A 25,870-nucleotide genomic window follows, 5' to 3' on the forward strand; every position below is an offset into this window, starting at 1 on the left:
CCCGCCTCAGCCGCCGGATTTGTCGCGCTGAATCACGACGCTGATCAGCGCCAGAAGGCCAGACCCGACAATCAGGAAGAACGAAACAGCGTTCAGCACCGGGGTAGAGCCGACCTTGGCCATGCGGTCATACATCGTGATGGTCAGCGGCGATTCCGACCCGACCAGAAAGAGCGTGGTGTTGAAGTTCTCGAAGCTCACAAGGAAGGCCACGATGCCCGCCGCGATCATTGCCGGCCGCAGGAAGGGAAGCGTGACCGTGCGCAAAACTTGCGCGCGCGTGGCCCCGAGGTTCAGCGCCGCCTCTTCCATCGTGTAGTCGAATTTCTTCAGCCGCGCCGTGATCACCAGCGACGTGATCGTGGTGATGAACGAAAACTGCCCCAGCACCACCAGCAGGATACCGGGTCGCAGGAATTCCAGCTCGATGTTGAGTTTGTCCTCCACCCCGTTGGCAATGTTGCTGGCCATGACCAGAATGGAAATCCCGAGGATGACCCCCGGAATGACCAGCGGCAGGATCATCAGGATGTAGAAGAAATTCTTGCCCGGAAAGTTTCCACGCACGAAGAGGAACGCGTTGGTCGTGCCGACAAAGACCGACAGGAACGACACCATCGCGCCGATCACTGCGGAATAGTACAGCCCGCGCAGCAACCGGCGGTCATGGAACATGCCCAGCTTTGGCTCGGTGTCGTTGAAGAACCAGTCCAGCGTGAAACCCTGCCACGGCAAGGCAGGGAACAGGGAATCGTTGAACGCAAAGGTCCCCGCCGCCACCAGAGGTGCCGCAAGAAAGATGAAGAACGCGATCACATAGGCGCGGTAGCCGATGAGGAGCGCTTTGTTCTGGGTTGCAACTGCCATTTCTCTGCCCTCCCTTCAGCTTTTCGCGACTGTGTTGGCCAGCGTCTGACCTGTCAGTTTCAGACCCAGCCACACCACCAGCGACGTGAATGCCAAGAGCAGGAAGCCAAAGGCCGCGCCGCTCTCCCAGTTGAACCGGGTGATGAACTGGTCATAGATCTGCTCGGTGAACCAGCTGGAGTTTTTCCCGCCCAGCAGGATCGGTGTCAGGTAACTGCCTGCCGTCATCATGAAAACGACGATGCAGCCCGAGACGATCCCCGGCATGGCGTAGGGCAGGATGATCTTGCGCAGCACAGTAAAGCCGCTGCCGCCCAGATTGTAGCCTGCCTCGATCATGTCGTCGCCCATCCCGTCCAGCGTCGACACGAGCGGCACGATCATGAACAGGATCACTGTATAGACCAAGCCAATGATCACGGTGATATCGTTATAGAGAAACTCGATGGGCTGGCTGATCAGCCCGATATCTTGCAGGAAACTCGACACGACGCCGGTTTCGCGCAGCAGCAGGATCCAGCCGAAGGCGCGGATCAGGTCGCTGACCCAAAGCGGAATGAGGCAGAGCAGAAAAAGCGCACCGCGCGAGCGTTTGCCCGCAATCTTGGCAATGTAATAGGCGATGGGAAAGCCAATCAGCAGCGCCAGAATAGTGACCAGAATCGACATCGACCCGGTGCGCAGCAGCGTGTTCCAGTAGATCGGCTCCTGAATGAAATCGATGTAGTTGCCAAAGCCGAATTCGTAGACACGCGGCGCGACCTTCTCGCGCAATGACAACGCGACGATGCCGATATGCGGCAGGATGATCAGCAAGAGCAGCCAGAGCGCGAAAGGCGCAAAAAGCAGGATCAGCGAGAGACGTTTGATATCGCTTTGCATATCCTACCTCACACCGCGAAACACATTGTCTGCTGCGCCGACCAACTGAGGCGCACCGCATCGCGGGCGCGCAGATCCTCGGGCCCACCGGTCACGACCACATCGGCCTCGATCAGCTCGGCGCTGGGGCCGCGCACCAGCACCCGGCTGTTGGCCCCGTTGAAGAGGACGGAATCGACCGTGCCTGTCAGAGTGTTGTCCGCATTATCTGCGGCGCCGTCCTTTTTGGCGGAAATGAATTCGGGGCGCACGAAAATCTCGACCGCCTGGCCAGCACTCAGCGCCTCGCCCTCGCGGCGTTTGCAGATCATCGTCAGGCCAGCATCGGTTTCGACGCGGGCACTGTCGGATTTGACCTCGGCCACCTTTCCTTTCCAGCGGTTCGAGTCGCCCACGAAACCGGCGACGAAGCTGGTGGTCGGATTGTGATAGAGCGCCTCTGGCCGCCCGATCTGCTCGAACCGGCCATTGTTCATGATTGCCACGTGATCGGACATCACCAATGCCTCTGACTGGTCATGGGTGATGTAGACGAACGTGGTATTGAACTGGTGCTGCAGCAGCTTCAACTCGATCTTCATCGCTTCGCGCAGCTTCAGGTCCAGCGCGCCCAACGGTTCGTCCAGCAACAGCACATCGGGGTCCAGAACCATGCAACGCGCGATCGCGATCCGCTGTTTCTGGCCGCCCGAAAGCTGGTGAATCTCGCGCGTGGCCACATCGGGCAGCGCGATCCGCTCCAGCACGTTACGCACTTTGGGCTCAATCTCGGATTTGGGGGTGCCCGCACAGCGCAGACCGTAGGCGATATTGTCGTAGACATTCATCATCGGGAAGAGCGCCAGGTGCTGAAACACCATCTTCACGTTGCGCTTGTTCGGCGGCACATCCAGAACCGAACGGCCCTTGATCCGAATGTCACCGCTGGTGGGTTTCTCGAACCCGGCGATCATGCGCATCAGCGTGGTCTTGCCGCAGCCCGATGGCCCGAGGATCGAAAAGAACGATCCGGACGGGATGACGAACGACACGTCCTCGACCGCGCGAACCGATCCGAAATCCTTGGTGATATTGGTGCATTCCAGATCGTAGGCAGCTTGGTCGTTCATGGGGGAGTCCATCTTGGGTTATTGAAAAAGTCGGGGCGGCGTGCACGTGGCCCGCCGCCCCAAAGGATCGGATCAGATCATTCGCTGCCAGTGGCGGCTTTGATTTTTTCCAGCGTCTTGCCTTCCATGTCCTCAACACCCGGCGGGATGTTGGCGAAGAACTTCAGGTTGTCGATATCCGCGTCGGTGAATGCGGCGTTCACGGCAGCCTTCTTGTCCTCGGGCAGCAGGTCCTTGGCACCTTTTACCGATGCGATTGCGCCGGTGCTGTTGGACATGATCGTGACGTTTTCAGGCTCCAGCACGAAGTTGATCCACTTGTAGGCGGCATCGTCGGCCTTGCCCTTGCGCGGCAATGCAAAGGTGTCGATCCACGCCAATGCACCGGTTTCTGGCGGCACGAACACGATATCTGGGTTTTGCGCGAACAGTTTGTACGCGGTGCTGTCCCATGTCTCGGATGCGACGATTTCGCCTGACAGCATCATGGCAGAGAGGTCATCGCCGCCCTTCCAGTACGCCTTGATGTTCGACTTGCACTCGATCAGCTTTTCCGCGACCTCGTCGAGGATCTTCTGATATTCGTCTAGGTCGGAATAGGCTGCAAACGGATCTTTGCCCATGGCAAAGGCCGTGCCCAGCAGGATTGTCCGCTTGAGCCGCATCGAGGTCTTGCCCTGATACGCGGGATCGCACAGGTCATCCCAGCCGTTGACGTCGGGCGCCAGCGCCTTGTTCTTCATCAAACCGGACGTGCCCCACTGGTGCGGCACGGCATAGACTTCGCCGTCGATGGTGGTATTGGCCTTCACCCCGTTGAGCAGTGATTCGCTCATCGCTTCGGTGTTGATCTTGCTCAGATCCATCGGCTTGTAGATGTCATATTCCATCTGGGCGGAATAGATGCGGTCATGGCTTGGTTGCGCGAGGTCGAAACCGGCACCGCCGGTGGCGCGCAGCTTGGCAATCATTTCCTCGTTGTTGGAAAAGGTTACCTCAACCTCGATGTCGGGATACCTCTCTTCGAATTTTTGGATCAATTCCTCGGGGGCGTAAGAACCCCATGTCAGAAGCCGCAGCGTCTCGGCCGAGCCGACCGAAGCCGTCCCCAGCATCAACGCGGCTATCAGCCCCGTGGTTTTCAATGTTTTGATCATTCCATTCTCCCTTTTACACGTCGTTAACACGCCGTTCTTTTGGTCAAATTACCGCCAAAGCTTAGGCGTTGATTGGTCTGCCGCTCATATCCATTGTGGAAAATTACGCAGACCAATTCAATCCCGCAATGCGGACAGTTCGCGCAGCACCTTCATACCTGTCCGTATGTCGTCCGGGCAAGTGCTGCCAAAGCCCAGTACCAGCCCATTGTAACCGAGAGGCGACAGCGCGTAACGACTAATCGGCACGACCGTCACACCCGCGCTGCGCGCCTCATTGATGAGCGCATCCACGTCCACGCTGGCGTCCAGCAGGGCGGTGGTATGAAAACCGCTGGTCGTCGGCTGCACCTTTACCGTATCCGGCAGCAACGCCGTCTCTTCGATGAGCGTCTGGTAGCGCGCCCTGTAGAGACGCCGCATGATTCGGATATGGGTGGCGAACTGCCCCTCGTCCATGAAATCGGCAACACTGGCCTGGGTCGCGGTGGGTGGCGTGCTGATCCAACTGGCAAAGAGGCGATCGAACGCAGTGACGAGGTTGCGCGGGACCAGCACGAATCCCAGCCGCAGCGAGGGGAACATGGTCTTGGAGAAGGTGCCGACATAAAGAACGCGGTCCTGGGTATCGATGCTCTTGAGCGGGGGCATCGGGCGGTCGCCGTAGTAAAATTCGCCGTCATAGTCGTCTTCGATGATCAGGGCCTGCGCGGCATTCGCCGCCTCCAGTAGCTCCAGTCGCCGCGCCAGCGACATGACGTGCCCCAGTGGTTGCTGGTGTGACGGGGTCACGAAAGCCAGCCGGAAATGCGGTGCCTTGGCGCGCCCCTCTTCGACGACAAGCCCATCTTCGTCAATGTTTACAGGCACAAGCTCGGCCCCTGCCGCGATCAGCGCGTTACGGGCGCCGGTCGCGCCCGGGTTTTCATACCAGACCCTGTCGCCGGGATTGAGCAGCACCCGGCCAATCAGGGAAAAGGCCTGTTGCGCGCCGCCCGTGACGAAAATCTGGTCCGGGTCACATTTGATTCCGCGGGTGGCATTGAGGTGGCTGGCAATCGCGCGGCGCAGGCCGGGATGGCCCGCAGGCGGTCCGTAGCCCATCACTGTCGCCCGGTCGTCGCGCAGATGCCGCGCCGAGATTCGCGCCCAATGCGCGATGGGGAAGGCATCGAGCGCGGGCAGTGCCGTCACGAATGCCCCGGCGCTGTGCGGCAGCCATTCGCGCGGCGCATAGGCTTCGAACGCGTGGTCGATGGTGTGCGAAAGACGCGGTGCGGCGGCTGGCACGCCGGGCGATTTCACCACCGGCGGCGCCGGGCGCTGATGTTCCAGAATGTCGCTGACAAAGGTGCCGGAGCCCACGCGCGAGACCAGCATTCCCTCGGCCACCAGCCGTTCGACTGCGTCGATCACCGTGGTGCGCGACACGCCGATTTCGCGGGCCAGAATGCGGCTGGCTGGCAGCCGGTCCCCCGCCCCCAGCCCACCTGACAGGATGATGTCGCGCAGCGCGAGATAGAGCTGCACGCTGACTTTTCTGGTGGCGCTGCGGTCGATGAGAATCGACGACAAGAGCGCCCCGGCCTGTTGCTTCATCGCGGGTCTGGTTGCCTCCGTCGAAAAAATTGGCCTGACAAATTGGCCATAGTGGACCTATTCTAGGGTCCAATTCTGCCTATGGTCAATGTCAGTATCACGTCGGTATCGCGTCGGTATTGCACCGGTCCGATTCACCGTCAGCCTCTTATTCGCGCCGGAAATCCCATGAAAATCACATCTATCGAAACCTTCTCTGACGAATTCATCTGCTTCACCCGAGTCACCGCCGAGGATGGCGCGCAGGGCTGGGGGCAGGTCGCGCCCTATTATGCCGACATCACCGCGCATGTGGTGCACCGGCAGGTTGCCCCCTATGCGCTGGGCCGGGACGCGGGCGATATCGATGCTATCCTGGAAACGGTCCGCGACCGCGAGCACAAGTTCCCCGGCGCCTACTTGCGCCGGGCGATGGGCGGCCTCGACACCGCGCTGTGGGACATGCGCGGGCGGCGCGAGGGCAAGCCGGTCTGCGCGCTCATTGGCGGTACGCCGGGCACCGTGCGCGCCTACGCCTCGTCGATGAAGCGTGACATCACCCCGCAGGACGAAGCGGAGCGGATGCTGCGCCTGCGTGATGAAAAAGGATTCGATGCATTCAAGTTCCGCATTGGTGCCGAAGTGGGCCATGACCGCGACGAATGGGAAGGCCGCACCGAGGAGATCGTGCCGACCATGCGCCGCGCCCTGGGCGATGATGTGGCGTTGCTGGTGGATGCCAACTCGTGCTATTCGCCCGCCAAGGCGATCGAAGTGGGCCGGATGCTGGAGCAGAACGGCATCTCGCATTACGAAGAGCCCTGCCCCTACTGGGAATTCGCCCAGACCAAGGAAGTCACCGACACGTTGGAAATCGACGTGACGGGTGGCGAGCAGGACTGCATGATGGCCAACTGGCGCGGCATGATCGACGGACGCATCGTGGACGTGTTGCAGCCCGATATCTGTTATCTGGGCGGGATCAGCCGGACATTTCAGGTCTGCAAGATGGCCGAAGCGGCCGGGATGCCGATCACCCCGCATGCGGCGAACCTTTCGATGGTGACGCTGTTCACCATGCATCTGCTGCGGGCGATCCCGAACGCGGGCAAATATCTGGAGTTTTCCATCGAGGGGCTGGATTACTACCCGTGGCAGGACAAGCTTTTCGTCAATGACCCTTACGAGATCGTCGACGGGAAAGCGACAGTCACGGATGCGCCCGGCTGGGGGCTGGAGGTCAACCCCGAGTGGCTGGCGAAAGCGGCCTACCGGGTGAGTGAACTGGACGGGTAAGAACGGAGTGCCGCGTGGTCGCCAGACCGCGGAGTGGCGATCCGACGTCGGCGCTCTGGTGCCTTATGGTTGCCACGTCATTCCGAGCGTGGAAAGGCAACGCCGTGGCTTGCAAAATCGCCAGCCCTGCGGGCGGTCTGGCGATCACGCGGCGGCCCTGAGGGGCCTTGATTCCGCGTGAAGGTGCGTGCCGACGATACCTGGACAAAAAAGGCCCGCGCGGATCACTCCACGCGGGCCTCATTCATACTACCAAGCGTCGCCTCAGGCGGCTTGGGATTTCTTGCGCACGGCTTCGATCGATGCTTCGAGGATATCGAGCCCCTCGGCGAACACCTCGTCGGTCACCGTGATCGGCGCGAGGAAACGGATGACGTTGCCGTAGACGCCGCAGCTGAGCAGGATCAGGCCGCGCTTTTGCGCCTCGGCACGGATCGCGTTCACCATTTCCGGGTTCGGCGATTTGCCGTCAGCGGTGTTGAACTCGGCCGCGACCATGAAGCCGGGACCGCGCACGTCGATGAGCTCGGGCGTGGTGGCGCGGATCGATTCAAGCCGCTGCTTGAGCCGCGAGCCAAGCTCGTTGGCGCGTGCGCAGAGGTCTTCTTCCTCGATCACGTCGAGCACGGCATTGGCCGCCGCGATGCCCAGAGGGTTGCCGCCATAGGTGCCACCCAGACCGCCCGGATGGGCCGCATCCATCAGGTCGGCACGCCCGGTCAGCGCCGCCAGCGGCAGACCGCCGGCAAGGCCCTTGGCCATCGTGGTGATGTCGGCGGCCACATCGTAGCCTTCCATCGCAAAGAGGTGCCCGGTCCGGGCAAAGCCGGTCTGCACTTCGTCGGCGATCATGACGATGCCGTGCTCATCGCAGAGCTTGCGTAGGCCGCGCATCAGTTCGGCGGGTGCGGGGTAGAAACCGCCCTCGCCCTGCACCGGCTCGATGATGATCGCGGCGACGCGGGACGGGTCGAGATCGGCCTTGAAGAGCTTGTTCAACGCGCCGAGCGCCTCGTCCACGCCGGTGCCGTGAAGTTCGATCGGGAACGGCACATGGTAGACATCGGGCATCATCGCGCCAAAGCCCTTCTTGTAGGGCACAACCTTGCCGGTCAGGGACATGCCCATGAAGGTCCGGCCATGGAACGCGCCGCCAAAGGCGATGATCGCCGGGCGTTGGGTGGCGATGCGCGCGACCTTGATCGCGTTCTCGACCGCTTCGGCACCGGTGGTCACGAAGACGGTCTTCTTCTCGAAATTGCCCGGCACCTTTTCGTTCAGACGCTCGGCGAGGCGGATGTAATTCTCATACGGCAGCACTTGGTGGCAGGTGTGGGTAAAGCGCGCGGCCTGCTCGGAGACGGCGGCCATGACCTTGGGGTGGCAGTGGCCGGTGTTGACCACGGCGATGCCGGCGGCGAAGTCGATATAGCGATTGCCCTCGACGTCCCACACTTCGGAATTGAGGGCGCGATCCACATAGATCTGGGTCATCATGCCCACGCCCTGGCTGACAGCAGCCTCGCGGCGTTTTGCGATGTCGGCGTTCAACATAACACTTCCTTTCAGATGCAGGGGCGATTTGGTCGCCCAGAAATTGATCTGCGGACAATAGGGTGTTTAGCACAGACACTAAAGAGGATTTCTTGCCTGCCACAAGCCCATGAATTACATGGAGGCAACGCATCAAGTGTTGAAGGTATTGAACATGAGCAACACCCCTGCCGCCGACCTGGAACTTGGCCTGCGCCTGCGCGCGCTGCGCGATCGGGCGGGGCTGTCGCAGCGGGCGCTGGCCAAGCGGTCCGGCGTGCCCAATTCGACCATTTCACTGATCGAGGCAGGCAAGGTGAACCCGTCAGTCGCCGCGCTGAAACGTATCCTGGAAGGCGTGCCGATCGGCCTGTCGGAGTTTTTCGCCTTTGAGCCCGAAGCCGAGCGCAAGGTGTTTTACGCCGCCGAAGAACTGACCGAAATCGGCAAAAACGGCGTGTCGCTGAAACAGGTGGGCACGACGCTGTTTGGCCGGGCGATGATGATTCTCAAGGAAACCTACGAGGTCGGCGCGGATACCGGGCGCGGCATGATCGGGCACGAGGCCGAAGAAGGCGGCATCGTGGTGGCGGGGCGGCTGGAGGTGACGGTGGGCGACCAGCGCAAGGTGCTGGGCCCCGGCGATGCCTATTACTTTGACAGCCGCACACCACACCGGTTCCGGCAGGTGGGCCCGGAACGCTGCGAAGTGGTCAGCGCCTGCACACCGCCCACGTTCTGAGCCGGACAGAAGGTTTGGCGAGAGAGGTCGGCGGTGCGGCCGAATGGCCCGCTCGGGGGGCTATTCGGCGATGTTCGCGGTTGTTGAGCGATGTCGAGTGAAAGCGCCGCCTTAATACGGTTGGCGTTTCAAGACTGACGTGATTGGATGTATGTCAGCTTGGTTTGCGGCGTCGCATCGCACCTAACCCCGCGACCGCAGCCCCGAGCAACAGAACAGATGCAGGTAGGGGGACCGGGGACACTGGCGGGTTGTTGTCAACAACCGTGAAACTTGCAGTCCACTGCGCTTGCGCGCCATTCTGGCCACGGTCCGGGGCATTGAAGTATGGGCTCAGCCTGAAGATACCCGCGCCGAGGCTGGCAACCCCGGAGGTTCCACCGACGATCTGCTCGCTGATACCCGATCCGTCTCGCGTAACGTCCTTATTGAACTCCACGTCTATCGACGGGGGGCTGCTCGTGATTTCTTCCATACCGATCCCATAGAAATCGAATGGATCAGACTGGTCGACCACGTCAAAAGACATCGAAACGAAAGCGCTGGTGATCTCAAAGCCGGTGGCCAGTTCGAAGAACAAGCTGTCGCTGCTGTCGCCGGGGCATCCATCGATTGTGCAATTCACGCTCATCGCGCCGCCAAAGACCACCAAGCCGGCAGGGATGGAACCGACGAAGTCGTTGTACGTGAGGGTGCCGTTGGACAGGGTAATGGGAGGCGCCGAGCTGTTGAAGCTGAAATCGCCATCGGGCTGGATGTATTCAGTCCCGATCCCGCGGCTGGTTTCACCATAATAGGTGGAGGCACTGGCAAACGCCGGGCTCAGTGTAAGGGTCGCGGCGATAAGGAGGGGCATAGAAAGTCGGGGCATGAGAACCTCAAAATAAAAAAACCAAAAAAAATGTCTCTAAACGAAACCCTAAAATAAGGGAGCTATACGAAAGGCTATGTCACCCGATGGCCATCTGGCAATTGCTTTTAGCCAACATTCCCCAATTGGATCACCTTTTTGTACATGCTGTCACTGCCTTGTGCCCGGATCAGCCTTCTTTGGCCCGCGATTGCGTTCTTCAGGCATTCAACGAATAACCCTCACGGAGACTTCTGGTTTCGGCTGATGAACGCCCTCCCGGCAGTTCATGGAACAACCAATAGATCCAAGACAGACGGAAATATCGCAACAAAGCTTGAAAATAAACATATTGCGCTCAGACACTTGTGCGGAGAACGCTTATGTTGCGGGCTCGTCTGACGTTTATGCCATGGCGAAAATGCCTTTTTTGACCGGTAGGTTTCCTAAAATCAGTCTTTGGCCTAACTGAGACCAAAGTCTGACTGTCCTCGGTGCAGCCCTCAGAGCGCCTTGCTGCGAAGGTCAGTTCCGAACCCATAATTACAAATGCTGCACAGCTCTTGAAAGGCTGCTATGAAGCGGCAAAACTGTACGATCCATCGCGTCATGACAAGTAAACCCTTTCGATCTTACATGATCTGCACCGCCCCACGCAGCGGAAGCACGCTGCTGTGCGGTTTGCTTGCCGCGACAAGCCTTGCGGGAAACCCGGACTCGCATTTTCATTCATCATCGCTCGACGATTGGCTGGATGACTACGGCCTAAAGCAGACGGATTACGCGTCGAGAGAAGAATGCCTTCGCGCTGTTTTCACGTGCGCCGTGGCGCGGGGCAAAGGCGACACAGATATTTTCGGTTTACGAATGCAGCGTGGTAGCTTCGACCACTTCATGCAGCAGCTAGGACTGCTCTTTCCAGGCAGCATGGGCGACGTGGAAAGAATTGAGAAAGCGTTTGGCTCAACTCTTTACGTCCATCTTTCACGCCCCGACCGGTTGGATCAGGCAATCTCGCGTGTGCGTGCCGAACAGACGGGCCTCTGGCATCGCAACGCGGATGGCACAGAGCTGGAGCGCCTCGCTCCTCCGCAGGAAGCGCGATACGACGCCACCGCCATCAGGCACCACATGGCCTCACTCGCAGCACAAGATGAAGCTTGGGAGCGATGGTTCGAACGGGAAGCGATAAAGCCCCTACGCATCAATTATGACGCCCTATCGAAAGATCCTAAACGGGTTTTGGCGCAGCTGCTTTCCAAGATGTGCCTTGATCCAACCAAAGCCCAAGCTGTTGAGACGCCAACAGCAAAGCTTGCCGATGCATTGAGCCGCGAGTGGCGAGAACGGTTTGAGAGCGAGAGACGGAACCAGAGTTGATGTGCAACGCGCGCGAACGGCAAAGCTGACACTCGGTTCGGCGCGCGGCGGGGGCAACTAAGTCCCGCACTGCCGACCTTGCCTGTCACCGCCCGGCGGTCAGCGGAACTCTAGGTCTCACCCATTGCGCTGCACTTTCCGCTTTGGTTCGGCGCCGGGTTGGTTTAATAAAAGCCGAAATCTACTTTCGGGAAATCAGAAACTATGTCCGATCAGGCCCCCCTGCCCCCCAACACCTATGATGCCGAACCGATCCCCGAGGCGGCGCGTGACGCCATCGACGCGATGCTGCTGAGCGGTGATCTGTTTCGCTATACCGCGCCGCAGGATGCGCCGGTGGCCTTGCTGGAACGCGAATTTGCCGCCCTGATGGGCAGCAAATATGCGCTCGCGGTCTCAAGCTGCTCGGCGGCGCTGTTCCTGTCGCTCAAGGCGCTGGATCTGCCGCGGGATGCGCGGGTGCTGATCCCGGCCTTTACCTTTGCCGCGGTGCCTTCGTCGGTGCTGCATGCCGACTGTCTGCCAGTCTTGTGCGAAGTGGGCGCGAATTACCGGATCGACCTGGCTGATTTCGAGTCGAAGCTGGATGACGACATCCGCGCGGTGATCATCAGCCACATGCGCGGGCACACATCGGATATGGATGCGATCCTGGCGCTCTGTGATGCCCGTGGCATTCCGGTGGTCGAGGACGCGGCGCATTCCCTGGGCACGCGCTGGCACGGGCAGAACATCGGCACGCTGGGGCGTGTGGGCTGTTTTTCATTCCAGTCCTACAAGCTGGTAAATGCCGGTGAAGGCGGGATCATGATTACCGACGCCGCCGACCTGGTGGCGCGCGCCGTTATCATGTCGGGCGCTTACGAGCATAACTGGGCCAAGCACATGGCCGGAGATGACCCCGAACTGGCAGCCGCCTTCGCGCGTTGGCAGAACCGGCTACCGCTGTATAATCTGCGGCTGAGCAACCTTGGCGCCGCGATCATCCGCCCGCAACTGGCCGAAATCCCCCGGCGCGTGCGCAACGGGCGCGCCAACCATGACTACGTGGCGGCGCGGCTGAACGAGAGCCCGTGGCTGGATGTGCCCCCGCCGCTGGCCCCCGAGGAGCGTGCACCGGATTCGATCCAGTTCAACCTTGTGGGGATGGATGACGCCGCCACCTCCGCCTTTGCCGCCGCCGCCGCCGCGCGGGGGGTGAAGGTGCAGGTGTTCGGGCAGTCAGCGGACAATGCCCGCGCCTTCTGGAACTGGCGGTTCATCCCCGGTGACGTGCCTGAGTTGCCGCAGACACGCGAGATGCTGATGTCGGCCTGCGATACCCGCCTGCCCGCGCGTCTGAAACGGCCCGAGCTGGATCTGATCGCCTCTGCCCTGCTGGATGCGGCGGAAGAAGTGATGGGGCCTGCGGCGCAATACGGGACGTAAGGCAGCCGGGCAGCTCCGGTGAAGCCCCCCGCGCCTCTTGCCTTCGGGGCCGCCGGGCCGCAATTTGCGCGCAAGGAGGCCGTGACATGCCGGATTTCACCAAAGGGGCCGCGTGGATACGTGGCGAGGTCGTACCCATCGCGGAGGCAAGCATCGGCGTCACCGATTGGGCCGTCACCCATTCGGATGTGACCTATGACGTGGTGCCGGTCTGGGATGGCGGTTTTTTCCGGCTGGGCGATTACCTCGACCGGTTCGAGGCGTCGGTCGCGGCGTGTCACATGCAGATCGGCATGGACCGCGCGGCGATCACCCGCGCGCTGAGTGACATGGTGGCGCGCTCGGGCCTACGCCGCGCCTATGTGGCGATGGTCGCGGCGCGCGGCACGCCGATCATCCCCGGCAGCCGCGACCCGCGCGACTGTGCCAATCATTTCTACGCCTGGTGCGTGCCTTACGTGCATGTGGTCAAACCTGACGTGGCGGAGGCCGGTGCGCGTGTCTGGCTGTCCGACGAGGTCCGGCGCATTCCGGCGGATAGCGTCAACCCTCTGGTCAAGAATTATCACTGGGGTGATTTCACCCAAGGGCTGTTCGAGGCCAAGGAAGCCGGGTTCGAGACGGTGCTGCTGCCCGATCACGCGGGCAACGTGACCGAGGGGCCGGGGTTCAACATCTTTGCCCTGAAGGGGGACCGCGTTGTGACACCGCAGGACGGCGTGCTGCACGGGATCACCCGGCGCACCGCAATCGAGCTGTGCGCCGCCGAAGGGCTGAGCATCGAGACCCGCGCCCTGCCGATTTCGGAACTGATGCAGGCGGATGAGGTGTTTCTGTCAACCTCTGGTGGCGGCATTATCCCGGTGGCGCAGATCGGCGAGCGGAGGTTTTCCAATGGCGCGGCGGGCCCGGTGGCGCTGCGGCTGCGGGCGCGGTATTTCGCGCGACTGGAAGCGCCGGACGACCGGACCGAAATCGAGTACGGGGCCTGATCCAGTTATCACAAGAAAGAAGGGCCGGGGTGCGTTTCAGAGCACCTTGATCAGGCTTTCAAGGAACGGATGCCGGGCAATCGCGGGGGTGACGATGCTGGTTTGCAGGATCGGTTTCAGCGTTGCTGCGACCTTGGCCGGCATGTCCTGCAAAAGCCCCTTGCGCGCGGTCAGGCTGATGGTGCGGCTGAGCGGTTCGAACGGCAGCGGCATCACGTCGATCTGATCGGCAAAGCGGCGCGCGCGCATCAGCGCCAGCGGCGTCAGGATGGTCCAGCCGCTACCCTGCCCGACCATGGCGAGGATCGCGTGATAGCTGTCCAGCTCGAACCGGTGCAGCACCGAGATATTCTGGCGCGCCAGATGTGAAGTCACCAGACGGCCCATGTAGTGGCGTTGGGTATATTGCACCAGCGGTTCGCGTTTGAGTTGGCGCAGCACGTCCTTGGCGGGGTCGATCATGCCCTTGGGCGCGGCCACGATGAAGCCCTCGCGCAGGAGCGGATGCACCTCGACCCAGTCCGCCTCGCCACCCAGTTCGGCGGCCACGATGACATCGAGCGCGCGCGCATCGAGCAGATCATGAAGCGTGTGGCTGGCACCGGTTTCCAGCAGGAACTGACAGCTTTTGAGCTCTGTCGCCATGTGGGTCAGCAATTGGGGTGTCACGTCGGCCTCGAAATCCTCGATCATGCCGAGGCGGAAGCGGGTCAGCATCGCGAGGTCGGACATGGCCAGCTCGGCGCGGGCCTGTGCGGCCTCGTTGAGGATGGTCTGGGCGCGGCGGTGCATGATCTCGCCCGCGCGGGTCAGGCGCACGGGCCGCGCGTTGCGCTGCAGCAGCGTCGCGCCGACGGCGGTTTCGAGATTGGTCAGTTGCTGGCTGACGGTGGAGGGGCTGGCCCCCAGACGGCGTGCCGCAGCGGAAATGGACCGCTCGTCGGCAGCGGCCATGAAAACCTCGATACCCCAGAGGGTGATCCGGCCCGGACTGTCTACCATTGCCGCGCGCGATCCTGTCAGTTGCCGAGGTTGGACAGTTTACGCTGCAATTCGGCCAATTGCTGCTTGATATCGTCCAGGTTTTCGTCGCCGGACTTGGCCTTGCCTGCGCTGCCGCCCGCCTCGGGGCCCGTGGATTCGGGGGAGGTGGTGCCGTGTGGGCCCAGCCCGCCGGTCATTGCCTTGATGAATGCCTCTTGCTGGGCGCGCATCGCTTCCATGCCGGGCATCGCCGCGAGGGGGGTGGCCTTGGTCATGTTTTCGAGCAGCTTGGATTGCCCGTCGCGGAGCATCTCGAAACTGGCCTGGAGGAATTCGGGCACGATGCTGCTGGCCTGAGTCGTGTAGCTGCGCACAAGATCGTTCAGAACGTTGGTGGGCAGCACGCTTTCGCCGCGGCTTTCGTGTTCGGCGATGATCTGCAACAGGTATTGCCGGGTCAGGTCGTCGCCCGATTTCAGGTCGATGATCTGCACCTCGCGACCGCTGCGGATGAATTGGCTGATGTCCTCGAGAGTCACGTAATCGGACGTCTCGGTATTGTAGAGCCGACGGCTGGCGTACCTCTTGATCAGAAGGGGCTTTTGAGTGTCGACCACGGTGGATTCCTCCCTAAATCGTTTTGGCATGAACCTGCGTCGGCATCATGCCGAGACGCGAAGGCATCATTCAGCTGCCATGAACGTTTTGCGAAACGCCTTGAAAATGCAGCAGTGCAGAAAAGCCTAGTCGCATGTGCAGCAAAAAGAAAGGGCGAGCCGAAACGGCTCGCCCTCATCCATTCGCAGGCATCGCGGGGAGGCGCGATACTACGATCCGATGTTCTCTTACTTCACGGTCGCTTTTTTCGCCGCGGCGGTCATGTCGTCCGTGGCTTTCTTGACGGCGCTCGAAGCGTCTGCCTGCAGGTCACGGCCAGCCGACATCATCAGCTCGACGGTTTCGGTCTGCACTTTTTTCGCGACTTCTGCGAAAGCTGCCATGTTCTCGGCTGCAACTTCGGCGTTGGCCGATGCGAAATCGGTCATTGCTTTGGCGTAGTCAGCCGGATCTGCCTTGACTTTGGACATGTCCGAGAGTTTCGCCAGAGTGGTTTTGGTCCACTTACTGGAGATTTCAGCCGATTTCTCGGCTGCGTCCAGAGCAACACCCGACAGTTTTTCGCTCAGAGCAGCTTGGCTCTTGAACGCGTCTTCCATCGATTTGGTGTCGACCGGGAATGCACCCATGATGTCTTTCATTGCGGTGGTGAAGTCTTGTTGCTTAGCCATTTGAATAATCCTTTTGTCGCTTGCGGGACGATCCCGCTTTCTGCGTCTGCAAACAATATGCATGCTGCAGCGCGGCATTTCAAGAGGTTTATTCTGCATTGCAGCATTTTCACTGCAAGTAGCTGATATTCCGCTTAAACCTCTTCGTTGGATCGACGCATGACATAGGTACCGGGGGCCGGAGCAATCGGGGGATGGTCCGAATCACCGGGCTGACGGGCCGCGACCTTCTTGCCGGAGCGCTTGCGCAGCCATGCCTCCCAGCGGGGCCACCAGCTGCCGTCGTGGCGCTCTGCGCCTTCCAGCCATGCGTCCGGCGTGTCCTTGAGATCGGCGTTGGTGTAATGGCCATACTTCTTCTTGCTGGGCGGGTTGACGATACCCGCGATATGGCCGGATTCCGACAGGATGAAGGTGCGGTCCTTTGCGCGGGTCTGCTGGAACCCGCGATAGCAGTCCTTCCACGGCGCAATATGATCGGTCTGGCAGGTGATCGACATCAGCGGCACCTTCACGTCACGGATATGCAGCGTCTCGCCCAGCATCTCGACGCCATCGGTGACGAATTCGTTGCGCTGGCAAAGACCGCGCAGATATTCGATGGCCATCGCGCCCGGCAGGTTCGACCCATCGCCGTTCCAGTAGAGCAGATCGAAGGCCGGGGGCCGTTCGCCCATCATGTAGCTCTTGATCGCGGGCTGGTAGATCAGGTCGTTGGAGCGCAGGAACGACATGGTGCGCCCCAGGATGAAGGCGCGCAGGATGCCCTGCTCTTCCACCTCTGCCTCGATCCCGTCGATGAAATCATCTTGCAGGAAGGGCGTGAATTCGCCCTGTTCGGAAAAATCCGTGAGCGCGGTAAAGAATGTCGCCGACTTGACGCTGGTGTCCTTGCGCTTGGCCATCAGGGCCAGCGTCATGTGCAGCGTCGTGCCCGCGATGCAATAGCCCACGGTATTGACCTGCTTTTGCCCGGTGATCTCCTTGGCGACGCGGATCGCGGTCAGGAATCCCTGTTCGATGTAATCGGCCATCCCGATATCTGAATGGCTGACATCCGGGTTGAACCACGACACGACAAAGAGCGTGTAGCCCTGGTCGGTGATCCACTTGATCAGGCTGTTCTGTTCCTTGAGATCGAGAATGTAGAACTTGTTGATCCAGGGCGGGAAGATCACCAACGGGATCTCGTGCACCTGTTCTGTCGAGGGGCTGTACTGGATCAGTTCCATCACGTCGTTGCGAAAGACCACCTCGCCCGGGGTTGTGGCGATGTTCTCGCCCACCTTGAACGCGTTCTCGTCCGCGAGACGCACGACCATTTCGCCATTGTTCGCCTCAAGATCGGCGACGAGATTTTCCAGCCCCTTGACCAGAGACTCGCCTTCGGTCTCGACCGCGCGTTCCAGCGCGTCGGGGTTGGTGCCCAGAAAGTTGGTCGGCGACATCATGTCGATGATCTGCTGCGAGAAATATTCCAGCCGCCGTTTTTCCTTGGGCTCCAGATCCTCAACCTCGGCGACCGCCTCGGCGATCGCTTCGGCGTTGAGTTGGTATTGATGGCGCACATAGCTGAAATACGGGTTGTTTTCCCACATGGGATTGGCAAACCGTTTGTCCTTCAGCCGGTCCTTGGCCTCGCCGGGGGCTTCGGCGGCCTCACCCTTGAGCAGCATTTGCTGCGATTCCATGTAGTGACGGACCGACTTGCCCCAGAACTCCACCTGCTGTTCGTAGAGCTTGCCGGGATTTTCCAGCGCCTCGGTCCAATAGGACATTGCCGCCTTGGCGAACAATTCCTGATCCGGCCCGTTCAACGACGGATTTGCCGGGTTCTTTTTGGACAGCGCCTTGATCAATCGCTGGGATAACTCTTCGACGCGCTCGAGATTTGCGCTCATCTTTTCAAGGTTTTCGCCCATCGCATTGTCTTGCGTTGCCATTTAAATGGTTTCTCCCTAATCTTTCTGCTATGCAGCATTACGCCGTTATGTCGGGAGGGGCAGAGCGGCACCAGATTCGGGCCCCGCGCCCCAAGGAGACGTTCATGCGCTATATGGCCACTTACGATATGATGGAAACCCTCCGTAACACGAACCAATGGTTGGGGGCGACCGCCCTGTCTATGGCATCCTACCCGATCTTCAGCATGACGCCAAACCCCGTCTTTCAGTGGATGTCGGCCTGGGGCGAAGTGACCGAGCGGACCTTTGCCCGGATGGTGACGAAGCCCGATTGGGGCATCCGCACCTTCACCTGCGTCGATGGCCGGGACCACCTGGTAAATATCGACACCATCGTCGAAAAACCTTTTGGCAACCTGATCCAGTTTGCCGTGCCGGGCCGCAAGCCGATGAAACGGCGCGTTCTGCTGGTGGCGCCGATGTCGGGCCACTATGCCACGTTGCTGCGCTCGACGGTCAAGAGCCTGCTGGTGAATTGCGAAGTCTACATCACCGACTGGCACAATGCCCGCGACATTCCGGTCAGCGAAGGCAAGTTCGACGTCGAGGATTACACGCTCTATCTGGCGGAATTCATGCGCGCGCTGGGATCGGACATCCATGTGATCGCCGTCTGTCAGCCGGCCCCGCTGGCGCTCGCTGCGACGGCAATGCTGGCCGAGGACGAGCCCGAGGCGCAGCCACGGACGCTGACCCTAATCGGCGGACCGATCGACCCGGACGCCACCCCGACAGAGGTGACGGATTTCGGGCGTCGCGTGACGATGGGCCAACTGGAGCAGACGATGATCCAGCGCGTCGGGTTCAAGCATCCCGGCGTCGGGCGGCTGGTCTATCCCGGCCTGCTGCAACTGGCCTCGTTCATCTCGATGAACAGCGAAAAACACGCCAAGGCCTTCAGCGAGCAGATCGCGCGCGTGGCAAAGGACCAGGATGGCGACCACGACCACCATAACCGGTTCTACGACGAGTATCTCGCGGTCATGGACATGCCCGCCGAATTTTACCTTTCGACGGTCGAGCGTATCTTCAAGGGGCTTGAGATCGCCAAGAACGAATTCACCGTCGCCGGACGCCAACTCGACATTGGCAAGATCAGCAATGTGGCCGTGATGACGGTCGAGGGCGGCAAGGACGACATTTCGGCCCCCGGTCAATGTGTGGCGGCGCTGGATCTGTGCACCGGGCTGCCGGACTCGCGGAAGGTCAACCATCTGGAACCCGATGCAGGCCATTACGGTATTTTCGCAGGCAAGAGCTGGCGCAACAATATCCGCCCGCTGGTGCTGGAATTCATCGACGCCAACAGTGGCGAGGCGCAAAAGCCCACCGCCGTGAAAAAACCCGCGAACCGGAACTCGGCCGCCTGAGCATCCCGGCTGGCGCCGCCCGCTACGGCGGGCGCGCTATTGCAGGACCAGCGGCTGTTTCATCCAGTCCCGAAGCGCCTGCGTGGTGGCGTTGGGCCGCTCCAGCGTTGGCAGGTGCCCTGCCCCTTCAATCACGTCCAGTACGGCATAGGGAATCAGGTCGGCCATGAACTTGTGCCGCTTGATCGGCGTCAGCCCGTCATGTTCACCGCACAGCACCAGTGCCGGCGTCTTGCAGCGCCGCAGCACCGCCTGATAATCGCGCCGCCGCTGCATGGCGCGCACCTGCCGTAGCAGGACAGTCGCCCCCAGATGCTCGGCCATGTCATTCACCAGCGCCATCACCTCGGCGCGGCCCGGTCCGGGGGCCAGCGTGTCGGGGCGCAGGATGCCTGATACGAACTCTGCCAGATTGCCCGAGCGCACCTTGATGATCAGCGGCTCCAGATCGGCAGAGGAAGCCGGGGTCTCGGCCAGAGGGTTGGTATCCATCAGCGCGATCCGGCTGACCCGGTCGGGGGCACGGCGCAGAATCTCCATCGCGACGATGCCGCCGAGCGACAGCCCGGCCAGCGCGAATTTGCGCGGCAGTACGTCCAGCAGGTTCGACGCGATTTCCTCGATCCGGTCGCCTTGGGTGATGGGCGCGATGGTCACGGCAAAATCGGGGCTGAGCGCGGTCAGTTGCGGGCCAAACACGCGAGCGTCACACATCATGCCCGGCAAGAATACCAATGGCTCCTGCATGCCTCAATTCCTTCTGCCCGGCTGTTGCCCGTTTTACTTTGCGCCCACATTGCCACAACGCCGCGTTGCGTCAACTGCCTGACGGGTAGGTGATGCCGCGAAAGGCCGGAAAATCGGCATAACGTCTGCGACGGTCTGCTTCGGGTTCGTCCGGAGCCGCGCCATGCGCCAGCAACGTCCCCTTGGGGGCGATGTAGCTGGCGATCAGGCGGCGCGGGGCGGCGCGCCAGCTGAGGTTCATAGCGCAAAGTTTCGGAAAGAAACACAGATCCGAGAATGGCAGATGATCGTGAATCCACCACGCCAGATCGCGCCAGTCGCGCCCCTTTTCAAACTGGTCGGCAAACCACGGGATCACCAGCGACGTACCCGCGCCGCGCTGCTCCGGGTCGCCCCGGTCCCAGATGTGATGCCCGTAATTGGCATCGTTGCGGGCGCAGTTCAGTTTCATCTGGTTGCCAAAGCGGTTCAGCTCCGGGCTGCGATAGCCCGAGCGGATGGCGATCCGGCCAAAGGTTTCCTGCAGCGGGTCGAGCAGGTGCAGGCATAGCTGCCGGCCGTTTTCTATCGCCAGATCAGGGTTTTCGGGGATGTTCTGGATGCGGTGGAAATTGCCGATTTCCGAATAGAGAAAATCGCGCATGTAGAAATGCGGGCTGAGGCGCACCCGGCCCAGCGCCTCCAGGCTCCACATGCTGGCGGGTTTGCGCATCAGCCAAAGCCGTTCCAGCGGAACGCGCCATCGTCACGCAGGGGGGAAAACGGATTATGCGCAATTTCCCAGTTATGGCCGTCAGGGTCGGCGAAATATCCGTGATACCCGCCCCAGAACACTTTCTGTCCGGGTTTGAGCAGCTTGGCACCCGCATCTACGGCTTTTTCCAGCAAGGCATCGACATCTTCGGCACTGCGCAGATTGTGGGCCAGCGTCATCGCGCCGTGCCCCAGATCCTCGACCGGGATGCCGATATCCTCTGCCAGCTTCTCGAGCGGAAAGAGGGCGAGGGTTTGGCCTAAAAGATCAAAAGCGATCACGCCGTCCGGGGTATCAACACGCTGCCAGCCGAGAGTCTCATAGAACTCCGCGGCCCGCCCCATATCGCGAACCCCCAAGGTTATCAGAGAGATGCGCGGTTCCATTCACCCCTGTGCCCCGTCGCGTGCGATCACCTCTTCAACCGCCGTTTCGATCAGCGACAGGCTGGTTGGGTCCGAGAAGCGGTGATCGGCCCCATCGACCAGTGTCAGGCGCATATCCGGGCCGGTGGCATGGTCCAGAAGGCGCAAGGCGACTGATTTATCCACATCAACATCGGCGGTGCCTTGCAGAAACCGAACAGGAAAGGGCAGTTGTAAAGGTTGGCGTAGGACAAGGTGGTCGCGGCCGTCCTCGATCAGCTTTCGGGTGATGACATAGGGGTCATCATATTCGCTGGGAAGCGAGATCTGGCCCTCATCCAGCAGGCGGGCGCGTTGCTGTTCATCGAACCCCGCCCACATGCTGTCTTCGGTGAAATCGGGGGCGGCGGCGATGGTGACCAGCCCGGCGATGCGCGATGTCATCGCCCGCGCCATCAGCAGCGCGACCCAGCCGCCCATGGACGAGCCCACCAGCACTTGCGGGCCTGTCGTCAGCGCCGAAATCGCGGCCTGCGCGTCTTCGGCCCAATCGCCGATGCATCCGTCGGTAAATTCACCGGATGACTGGCCATGCCCGGAATAATCGAACCGCAGGAAAGCGTGGCCGGTGCGCCGGGCCCATGCCTCCATATGCAGCGCCTTGGTTCCCTGCATGTCCGATTTGAAGCCGCCCAGAAATACCACGCCCGGTCCGGTCGCCTGTTGCGTGGCCGGCACCTGCACATAGGCGATCCGCCGCCCCTGCCCGGTTGTCAGAAATTCGCTCTGCCCTGTCATGCCTTGCGCCCCTTGTGGTGATTGTGGCGCAGTTTCACCCCGGCGGGGGCCGGGTGCAAGGGGTGGCTTGCGGCGTTTCGCTGATCTGACGCGGGTGCTTGGCGAAAATCGGCGCGTCAGATTTTTCGCGAACCGTTCTAAGCGCCGACACAGGTATCTTGCTGGTGAAAGCAAACCTTTTGACTGTCCAGTCGCCCCAGCAGGTCGTGAATCCGGCGTTGGGTCGCATCCGCATTGGCATCGTTGCGGCTGACCGTGGCAGAAAGCGCGCGCCGGGTCTGATGCAGCGCATCCTCGATCAGCGCGATGTCGTCCGCGGACAGCTCAAAATTCGGGTTATATTTCGGCATTGCCGGACCTCCTGTCGGGCGCGACGTTTCGGCGCGCCAAGAGTCTATATGTTATTGATAGCCATCACCGCCCGCGACGCAAGATTTTTCCATATGGTTGCCAGTTGGTTAAGAGGTCTTGCCCTGCACCGGCACGGTGGTACGGCAGCGTCGACATACGCTCTTGACTTGACCTCCTGCCCTGGCCATATGGTCACAACCCCCACCCGCAACCGGGCGCACGCGTAGGCGCCAAACTGACGAGGAGTGCCACTATGGCCCAGATTTCCCTGACTTTTCCCGATGGCAATGCCCGCAGCTATGACGCTGGCGTAACCCCCGGCGACGTCGCTGCCGACATTTCCAAATCCTTGGGCAAAAAGGCGATTTCGGCCACCGTGGACGGCCGTCACTGGGACCTGCAGTGGCCGATCGAGCATGATGCGCAGATCGCCATCCACACCCTGCAGGACGAACCTCAGGCGAACGAGTTGATCCGTCACGATCTAGCGCATGTGATGGCGCGCGCGGTGCAGGAAATCTGGCCGGACGTCAAAGTCACCATCGGGCCGGTGATCGAGAACGGCTGGTATTACGATTTCGACCGGGCCGAGCCATTCACCCCCGAGGATCTGGGCCAGATCGAGAAGAAGATGCGCGAGATCATCAATGCCCGCGATGCCGTGCGCACCGAGATCTGGGATCGCGCCCGCGCCATTCAGCATTACCGGGACAATGGCGAGCCCTTCAAGGTCGAGCTGATCGAGGCGATACCGGGCGACGAGCCGCTGCGCATGTACTGGCACGGCGACTGGCAGGACCTCTGCCGTGGGCCGCATCTGCAAAACACCGGGCAACTGCCCGCCGACGCGTTCAAGCTGATGAGTGTTGCGGGCGCCTATTGGCGCGGTGACAGCAACCGCGAGATGCTGCAACGAATCTACGGCGTTGCCTTTACCGGCAAGGAAAAGCTGAAGGCGCATCTGCACATGCTGGAGGAGGCCGCAAAACGCGACCACCGCAAGCTGGGCCGCGAGATGGACCTGTTTCACATGCAGGAGGAAGCCCCCGGTCAGGTATTCTGGCACCCCAACGGCTGGACCATCTACACCCTGTTGCAGGATTACATGCGCCGCCGCCAAACCGCGGGCGGCTATGTCGAGGTGAACACGCCGCAGGTAGTGGACCGCAAGCTGTGGGAAGCCTCGGGCCACTGGGAAAAATACCAGGAAAACATGTTCATCGTCGAAGTGGACGAGGAACACGCCCGCGAAAAGGCCGTGAACGCACTCAAGCCGATGAACTGTCCCTGCCATGTGCAGGTCTACAATCAGGGACTCAAAAGCTATCGCGACCTGCCGCTGCGCATGGCCGAATTCGGCGCCTGCAACCGTTACGAGCCCTCGGGCGCGCTGCACGGCATCATGCGCGTTCGCGGCTTCACCCAGGACGATGCGCATATCTTCTGCACCGAGGACCAGATCGAAGAGGAAACCAAAAAGTTCATCGACTTCCTCTCGAATGTCTATCGCGATCTCGGCTTTGCCGAATTCAAGGTGCTGTTCTCTGACCGGCCCGAGACGCGCGCCGGGGCCGATGCGGTCTGGGACAAGTCCGAAAAGGCCCTGCTCGAAGCCACCCGCGCCGCGGGGATCGAACCGGGCTTCAACCCCGGCGAAGGGGCCTTCTACGGGCCGAAGCTGGAATTCGTGCTGACCGATGCGATCGGGCGTGACTGGCAATGCGGCACGTTGCAGGTGGATTTCGTCCTGCCCGAACGGCTCGACGCCACCTATATCGGCCAGGACGGCGCCAAGCACCGCCCGGTGATGCTGCACCGCGCCACACTGGGCAGCTTCGAGCGCTTCATCGGCATCCTGATCGAGGAACACGCGGGCAAGCTTCCGTTCTGGCTGGCGCCGCGACAGGTGGTGGTCGCCTCCATCGTGTCCGAGGCGGACGACTATGTGCATGATGTGGTCGCCCAGTTGCGCGCCCGCGGCATCCGTGCCGAGGCCGATACCCGCAACGAGAAGATCAACTACAAGGTCCGCGAGCATTCGGTCGGCAAAGTGCCTGTGATCCTCGCCTGTGGCCTGCGCGAAGTCGAGGAAAGCACCGTCACGGTCCGGCGCCTTGGCGAAAAGCAGACCAGTGTCGAGCCACTGAGCGAAGTAACAAACGATCTGGCCCGGGCCGCAACGCCCCCGGATTTGTTGTAACAAAGGCGGATTTTTTGCTGCGGTATTGGAGAGGTTTTGTAACCAATCCAGCCGCCAATCCGAAAAAATCCTTTGATTTCAGCGCGCGGCCTGCCGCCTGAGCACACGAATCGCTGACAGACCCGTGTCTGACGCGCTCGTGATTGGCGCGCTGCGCGTTGCGCCCTCTATGTTCTGGTCATCGCCTTTCATTGGCGGGCAATAACGCCTCCAGCCTCCGGCGATACGACTTTAACCTCTGAGGGAGAAACAAAATGTCCATGTTGAAAACCGTTGCCATCGCAGGTGCCCTGACCGCAGCCCTGGCCGCACAGACCTCTGTCGCGCAGGCCGCTGGCGAAAAGGAAAAATGCTTTGGCGTGGCGCTGGCCGGCGAGAACGATTGCGCCGCAGGCGAAGGCACCACCTGCAAGGGCACATCGAAGGTTGATTATCAGGGCAATGCCTGGAGCCTGGTCGATGCCGGCACCTGCACAGAGATAGAGCTTCCCGCGATGGCCGATGGCACCGAGCGCAGCGGATCGACCGAGCCGCTGATGCGCGATCTGCCCGCATAAGCTGTCTTTGGGGGCGTGCGCGGCCTGTCTGCGCATGCCCCTGCCCTCTCTGCCATCCCAGCCCGAGGCCCCAAATGCCCGACGCAGCAACCGCCCGTTTCCCTTCCCTGCCCCACGCCCCCGGCGTCGGCTACAAGCCGCAGCATTTTCAGGATATCCGTGACAATGCAGGCGCGGTGAAGTGGTTCGAGATTCACGCGGAAAACTACATGGGCGACGGAGGACGCCCCCTGGCGCAACTGCGGTACTTGGCCGAGAAATACGCGATTTCCGTACATGGTCCACTCTGAACAACTCTTATCCCGTTGATTTTTCTTGGATATGGCGCGAATTTGTTGGGCAGGAAGCGCAGGATTTCATATTATCCGGGCAGGAACCCTGCAATTTCGAGCCATGATATGAAGCCGCGAAAGCCCCCTCCGGAACAGGACGATCTCCTGCGCGCCCGATTGGTCGAGATGATCGACATGCGCCATGAACTGGTGAAGCTCGCTGTCCTGATTGACTGGGACATCTTCGAGCGGGAATGGGCGGGGTTCTTCCCCTCCCACACCGGTCGTCCCGCCACCTCTCCGCGTCTTGTGGCGGGGCTTTTGTATCTTCAGCATGCTTTCGCGCTCTCGGATGAGGCGGTCGTGGCGCGATGGGCCGAGAACCCGTATTGGCAGCATTTCTGC

The 25,870-nt window shown here is 61.0% G+C and carries 25 protein-coding genes and 1 pseudogene; 10 read left to right on the top strand and 16 right to left on the bottom strand.

Annotated features, from left to right (window positions below):
• Positions 1–6: 6 nt before the first annotated feature.
• The 5 genes from O3306_RS09185 to pdxR all read right to left on the bottom strand — a co-directional run bounded on the left by O3306_RS09185 (position 7) and on the right by pdxR (position 5,614).
• Complete coding sequence (locus O3306_RS09185; protein ID WP_272006049.1) at positions 7–867, bottom strand: ABC transporter permease; 861 nt, start codon at positions 865–867, stop codon at positions 7–9.
• Positions 868–882: 15 nt separating this feature from the next.
• Positions 883–1,749, bottom strand: a complete 867-nt coding sequence (locus O3306_RS09190; protein ID WP_272006052.1) for an ABC transporter permease — start codon at positions 1,747–1,749, stop codon at positions 883–885.
• Positions 1,750–1,757: 8 nt separating this feature from the next.
• Positions 1,758–2,858: an ABC transporter ATP-binding protein gene (locus O3306_RS09195; protein ID WP_272006054.1), complete on the bottom strand. Its 1,101-nt coding sequence runs from the start codon at positions 2,856–2,858 to the stop codon at positions 1,758–1,760.
• A 77-nt stretch (positions 2,859–2,935) separates the two neighbouring features.
• On the bottom strand, positions 2,936–4,015 hold the full coding sequence (locus O3306_RS09200) for an extracellular solute-binding protein (protein WP_272006056.1): 1,080 nt from the start codon (positions 4,013–4,015) through the stop codon (positions 2,936–2,938).
• A 117-nt stretch (positions 4,016–4,132) separates the two neighbouring features.
• Positions 4,133–5,614 (bottom strand): MocR-like pyridoxine biosynthesis transcription factor PdxR, encoded by a 1,482-nt coding sequence (pdxR, locus tag O3306_RS09205; RefSeq protein ID WP_272006057.1) that lies wholly within the window; start codon positions 5,612–5,614, stop codon positions 4,133–4,135.
• A 168-nt stretch (positions 5,615–5,782) separates the two neighbouring features.
• Between pdxR and O3306_RS09210 the strand changes: the two genes are divergently transcribed.
• Positions 5,783–6,889, top strand: a complete 1,107-nt coding sequence (locus O3306_RS09210; protein WP_272006059.1) for a mandelate racemase/muconate lactonizing enzyme family protein — start codon at positions 5,783–5,785, stop codon at positions 6,887–6,889.
• 264 nt (positions 6,890–7,153) lie between these two features.
• On the opposite strand, the gene O3306_RS09215 is transcribed toward O3306_RS09210, so the two are convergent.
• Positions 7,154–8,443 (bottom strand): 4-aminobutyrate--2-oxoglutarate transaminase, encoded by a 1,290-nt coding sequence (locus tag O3306_RS09215; RefSeq protein ID WP_272006061.1) that lies wholly within the window; start codon positions 8,441–8,443, stop codon positions 7,154–7,156.
• Between the two features lie 154 nt (positions 8,444–8,597).
• Here O3306_RS09215 and O3306_RS09220 point away from each other — a divergent pair, with 154 nt between their 5' ends.
• Positions 8,598–9,164, top strand: coding sequence for a cupin domain-containing protein (locus O3306_RS09220; RefSeq protein ID WP_272006064.1), 567 nt, complete (start codon positions 8,598–8,600; stop codon positions 9,162–9,164).
• A 154-nt stretch (positions 9,165–9,318) separates the two neighbouring features.
• Here the strand turns inward: O3306_RS09220 and O3306_RS09225 are convergent, their stop codons facing one another.
• On the bottom strand, positions 9,319–10,020 hold the full coding sequence (locus tag O3306_RS09225; protein WP_272006067.1) for a VPLPA-CTERM sorting domain-containing protein: 702 nt from the start codon (positions 10,018–10,020) through the stop codon (positions 9,319–9,321).
• A gap of 630 nt (positions 10,021–10,650) precedes the next feature.
• On the opposite strand from O3306_RS09225, the gene O3306_RS09230 reads away from it, so the two are divergent.
• The 3 genes from O3306_RS09230 to O3306_RS09240 all read left to right on the top strand — a co-directional run bounded on the left by O3306_RS09230 (position 10,651) and on the right by O3306_RS09240 (position 13,814).
• Entirely contained in the window at positions 10,651–11,394 is a 744-nt protein-coding gene (locus O3306_RS09230; protein WP_272006070.1) for a Stf0 family sulfotransferase, read from the top strand.
• 204 nt (positions 11,395–11,598) lie between these two features.
• Complete coding sequence (locus O3306_RS09235) at positions 11,599–12,822, top strand: DegT/DnrJ/EryC1/StrS family aminotransferase (protein ID WP_272006072.1); 1,224 nt, start codon at positions 11,599–11,601, stop codon at positions 12,820–12,822.
• Positions 12,823–12,908: 86 nt separating this feature from the next.
• On the top strand, positions 12,909–13,814 hold the full coding sequence (locus tag O3306_RS09240; protein ID WP_272006075.1) for an aminotransferase class IV: 906 nt from the start codon (positions 12,909–12,911) through the stop codon (positions 13,812–13,814).
• 36 nt (positions 13,815–13,850) lie between these two features.
• Here O3306_RS09240 and O3306_RS09245 read toward each other — a convergent pair whose 3' ends face one another.
• The 4 genes from O3306_RS09245 to O3306_RS09260 form a co-directional block, all read right to left on the bottom strand.
• Positions 13,851–14,816, bottom strand: a complete 966-nt coding sequence (locus O3306_RS09245) for a LysR family transcriptional regulator (RefSeq protein ID WP_272006077.1) — start codon at positions 14,814–14,816, stop codon at positions 13,851–13,853.
• 17 nt (positions 14,817–14,833) lie between these two features.
• Positions 14,834–15,415: a polyhydroxyalkanoate synthesis repressor PhaR gene (gene phaR, locus O3306_RS09250; protein WP_272006080.1), complete on the bottom strand. Its 582-nt coding sequence runs from the start codon at positions 15,413–15,415 to the stop codon at positions 14,834–14,836.
• 228 nt (positions 15,416–15,643) lie between these two features.
• Positions 15,644–16,087 carry a phasin family protein gene (locus O3306_RS09255; protein WP_272006108.1) on the bottom strand — a complete coding sequence of 148 codons (444 nt, stop codon included), beginning with the start codon at positions 16,085–16,087 and terminating at the stop codon, positions 15,644–15,646.
• Positions 16,088–16,221: 134 nt separating this feature from the next.
• Positions 16,222–18,030, bottom strand: coding sequence for a PHA/PHB synthase family protein (locus tag O3306_RS09260; protein WP_272006083.1), 1,809 nt, complete (start codon positions 18,028–18,030; stop codon positions 16,222–16,224).
• A gap of 104 nt (positions 18,031–18,134) precedes the next feature.
• Here O3306_RS09260 and phaZ point away from each other — a divergent pair, with 104 nt between their 5' ends.
• Positions 18,135–19,421, top strand: a complete 1,287-nt coding sequence (phaZ, locus tag O3306_RS09265) for a polyhydroxyalkanoate depolymerase (protein WP_272006085.1) — start codon at positions 18,135–18,137, stop codon at positions 19,419–19,421.
• Positions 19,422–19,457: 36 nt separating this feature from the next.
• Here phaZ and O3306_RS09270 read toward each other — a convergent pair whose 3' ends face one another.
• The 5 genes from O3306_RS09270 to O3306_RS09290 all read right to left on the bottom strand — a co-directional run bounded on the left by O3306_RS09270 (position 19,458) and on the right by O3306_RS09290 (position 22,435).
• A complete protein-coding gene (locus O3306_RS09270) occupies positions 19,458–20,168 on the bottom strand; it encodes an alpha/beta fold hydrolase (RefSeq protein ID WP_272006088.1) in 711 nt (236 codons plus the stop codon).
• A gap of 70 nt (positions 20,169–20,238) precedes the next feature.
• Positions 20,239–20,880: a hypothetical protein gene (locus tag O3306_RS09275; protein ID WP_272006090.1), complete on the bottom strand. Its 642-nt coding sequence runs from the start codon at positions 20,878–20,880 to the stop codon at positions 20,239–20,241.
• Positions 20,880–21,308, bottom strand: a complete 429-nt coding sequence (locus tag O3306_RS09280) for a VOC family protein (RefSeq protein WP_272006092.1) — start codon at positions 21,306–21,308, stop codon at positions 20,880–20,882. The genes O3306_RS09275 and O3306_RS09280 overlap by 1 nt, the downstream gene beginning before the upstream one ends.
• On the bottom strand, positions 21,309–22,085 hold the full coding sequence (locus O3306_RS09285) for an alpha/beta hydrolase (RefSeq protein WP_272006095.1): 777 nt from the start codon (positions 22,083–22,085) through the stop codon (positions 21,309–21,311).
• Positions 22,086–22,222: 137 nt separating this feature from the next.
• Positions 22,223–22,435: a hypothetical protein gene (locus O3306_RS09290; RefSeq protein ID WP_272006098.1), complete on the bottom strand. Its 213-nt coding sequence runs from the start codon at positions 22,433–22,435 to the stop codon at positions 22,223–22,225.
• 254 nt (positions 22,436–22,689) lie between these two features.
• On the opposite strand from O3306_RS09290, the gene thrS reads away from it, so the two are divergent.
• The 4 genes and pseudogenes from thrS to O3306_RS09310 all read left to right on the top strand — a co-directional run.
• Entirely contained in the window at positions 22,690–24,636 is a 1,947-nt protein-coding gene (gene thrS, locus O3306_RS09295) for a threonine--tRNA ligase (protein WP_272006100.1), read from the top strand.
• A gap of 254 nt (positions 24,637–24,890) precedes the next feature.
• The gene (locus O3306_RS09300; protein WP_272006103.1) at positions 24,891–25,193 is read left to right on the top strand and encodes a BufA1 family periplasmic bufferin-type metallophore; all 303 of its coding nucleotides are present in this window, start codon (positions 24,891–24,893) and stop codon (positions 25,191–25,193) included.
• A 74-nt stretch (positions 25,194–25,267) separates the two neighbouring features.
• Positions 25,268–25,474, top strand: a pseudogene (locus tag O3306_RS09305) (multinuclear nonheme iron-dependent oxidase); the annotation flags it as partial.
• A gap of 117 nt (positions 25,475–25,591) precedes the next feature.
• A partial coding sequence (locus O3306_RS09310) for a transposase (protein ID WP_272006105.1) occupies positions 25,592–25,870 on the top strand: 279 nt, incomplete at its 3' end.

The sequence above is a fragment of the Roseovarius sp. ZX-A-9 genome (assembly GCF_028369135.1).
Lineage (GTDB): Bacteria > Pseudomonadota > Alphaproteobacteria > Rhodobacterales > Rhodobacteraceae > Roseovarius.

Coding starts and splice junctions, on each gene's coding strand:
- O3306_RS09185 (WP_272006049.1), bottom strand. CDS start 867: ATGGCAGTTGCAACCCAGAACAAAGCGCTCCTCATCGGCTACCGCGCC.
- O3306_RS09190 (WP_272006052.1), bottom strand. CDS start 1,749: ATGCAAAGCGATATCAAACGTCTCTCGCTGATCCTGCTTTTTGCGCCT.
- O3306_RS09195 (WP_272006054.1), bottom strand. CDS start 2,858: ATGAACGACCAAGCTGCCTACGATCTGGAATGCACCAATATCACCAAG.
- O3306_RS09200 (WP_272006056.1), bottom strand. CDS start 4,015: ATGATCAAAACATTGAAAACCACGGGGCTGATAGCCGCGTTGATGCTG.
- pdxR (WP_272006057.1), bottom strand. CDS start 5,614: ATGAAGCAACAGGCCGGGGCGCTCTTGTCGTCGATTCTCATCGACCGC.
- O3306_RS09210 (WP_272006059.1), top strand. CDS start 5,783: ATGAAAATCACATCTATCGAAACCTTCTCTGACGAATTCATCTGCTTC.
- O3306_RS09215 (WP_272006061.1), bottom strand. CDS start 8,443: ATGTTGAACGCCGACATCGCAAAACGCCGCGAGGCTGCTGTCAGCCAG.
- O3306_RS09220 (WP_272006064.1), top strand. CDS start 8,598: ATGAGCAACACCCCTGCCGCCGACCTGGAACTTGGCCTGCGCCTGCGC.
- O3306_RS09225 (WP_272006067.1), bottom strand. CDS start 10,020: ATGCCCCTCCTTATCGCCGCGACCCTTACACTGAGCCCGGCGTTTGCC.
- O3306_RS09230 (WP_272006070.1), top strand. CDS start 10,651: ATGATCTGCACCGCCCCACGCAGCGGAAGCACGCTGCTGTGCGGTTTG.
- O3306_RS09235 (WP_272006072.1), top strand. CDS start 11,599: ATGTCCGATCAGGCCCCCCTGCCCCCCAACACCTATGATGCCGAACCG.
- O3306_RS09240 (WP_272006075.1), top strand. CDS start 12,909: ATGCCGGATTTCACCAAAGGGGCCGCGTGGATACGTGGCGAGGTCGTA.
- O3306_RS09245 (WP_272006077.1), bottom strand. CDS start 14,816: ATGGTAGACAGTCCGGGCCGGATCACCCTCTGGGGTATCGAGGTTTTC.
- O3306_RS09255 (WP_272006108.1), bottom strand. CDS start 16,087: ATGGCTAAGCAACAAGACTTCACCACCGCAATGAAAGACATCATGGGT.
- O3306_RS09260 (WP_272006083.1), bottom strand. CDS start 18,030: ATGGCAACGCAAGACAATGCGATGGGCGAAAACCTTGAAAAGATGAGC.
- phaZ (WP_272006085.1), top strand. CDS start 18,135: ATGCGCTATATGGCCACTTACGATATGATGGAAACCCTCCGTAACACG.
- O3306_RS09270 (WP_272006088.1), bottom strand. CDS start 20,168: ATGCAGGAGCCATTGGTATTCTTGCCGGGCATGATGTGTGACGCTCGC.
- O3306_RS09275 (WP_272006090.1), bottom strand. CDS start 20,880: ATGCGCAAACCCGCCAGCATGTGGAGCCTGGAGGCGCTGGGCCGGGTG.
- O3306_RS09280 (WP_272006092.1), bottom strand. CDS start 21,308: ATGGAACCGCGCATCTCTCTGATAACCTTGGGGGTTCGCGATATGGGG.
- O3306_RS09285 (WP_272006095.1), bottom strand. CDS start 22,085: ATGACAGGGCAGAGCGAATTTCTGACAACCGGGCAGGGGCGGCGGATC.
- O3306_RS09290 (WP_272006098.1), bottom strand. CDS start 22,435: ATGCCGAAATATAACCCGAATTTTGAGCTGTCCGCGGACGACATCGCG.
- thrS (WP_272006100.1), top strand. CDS start 22,690: ATGGCCCAGATTTCCCTGACTTTTCCCGATGGCAATGCCCGCAGCTAT.
- O3306_RS09300 (WP_272006103.1), top strand. CDS start 24,891: ATGTCCATGTTGAAAACCGTTGCCATCGCAGGTGCCCTGACCGCAGCC.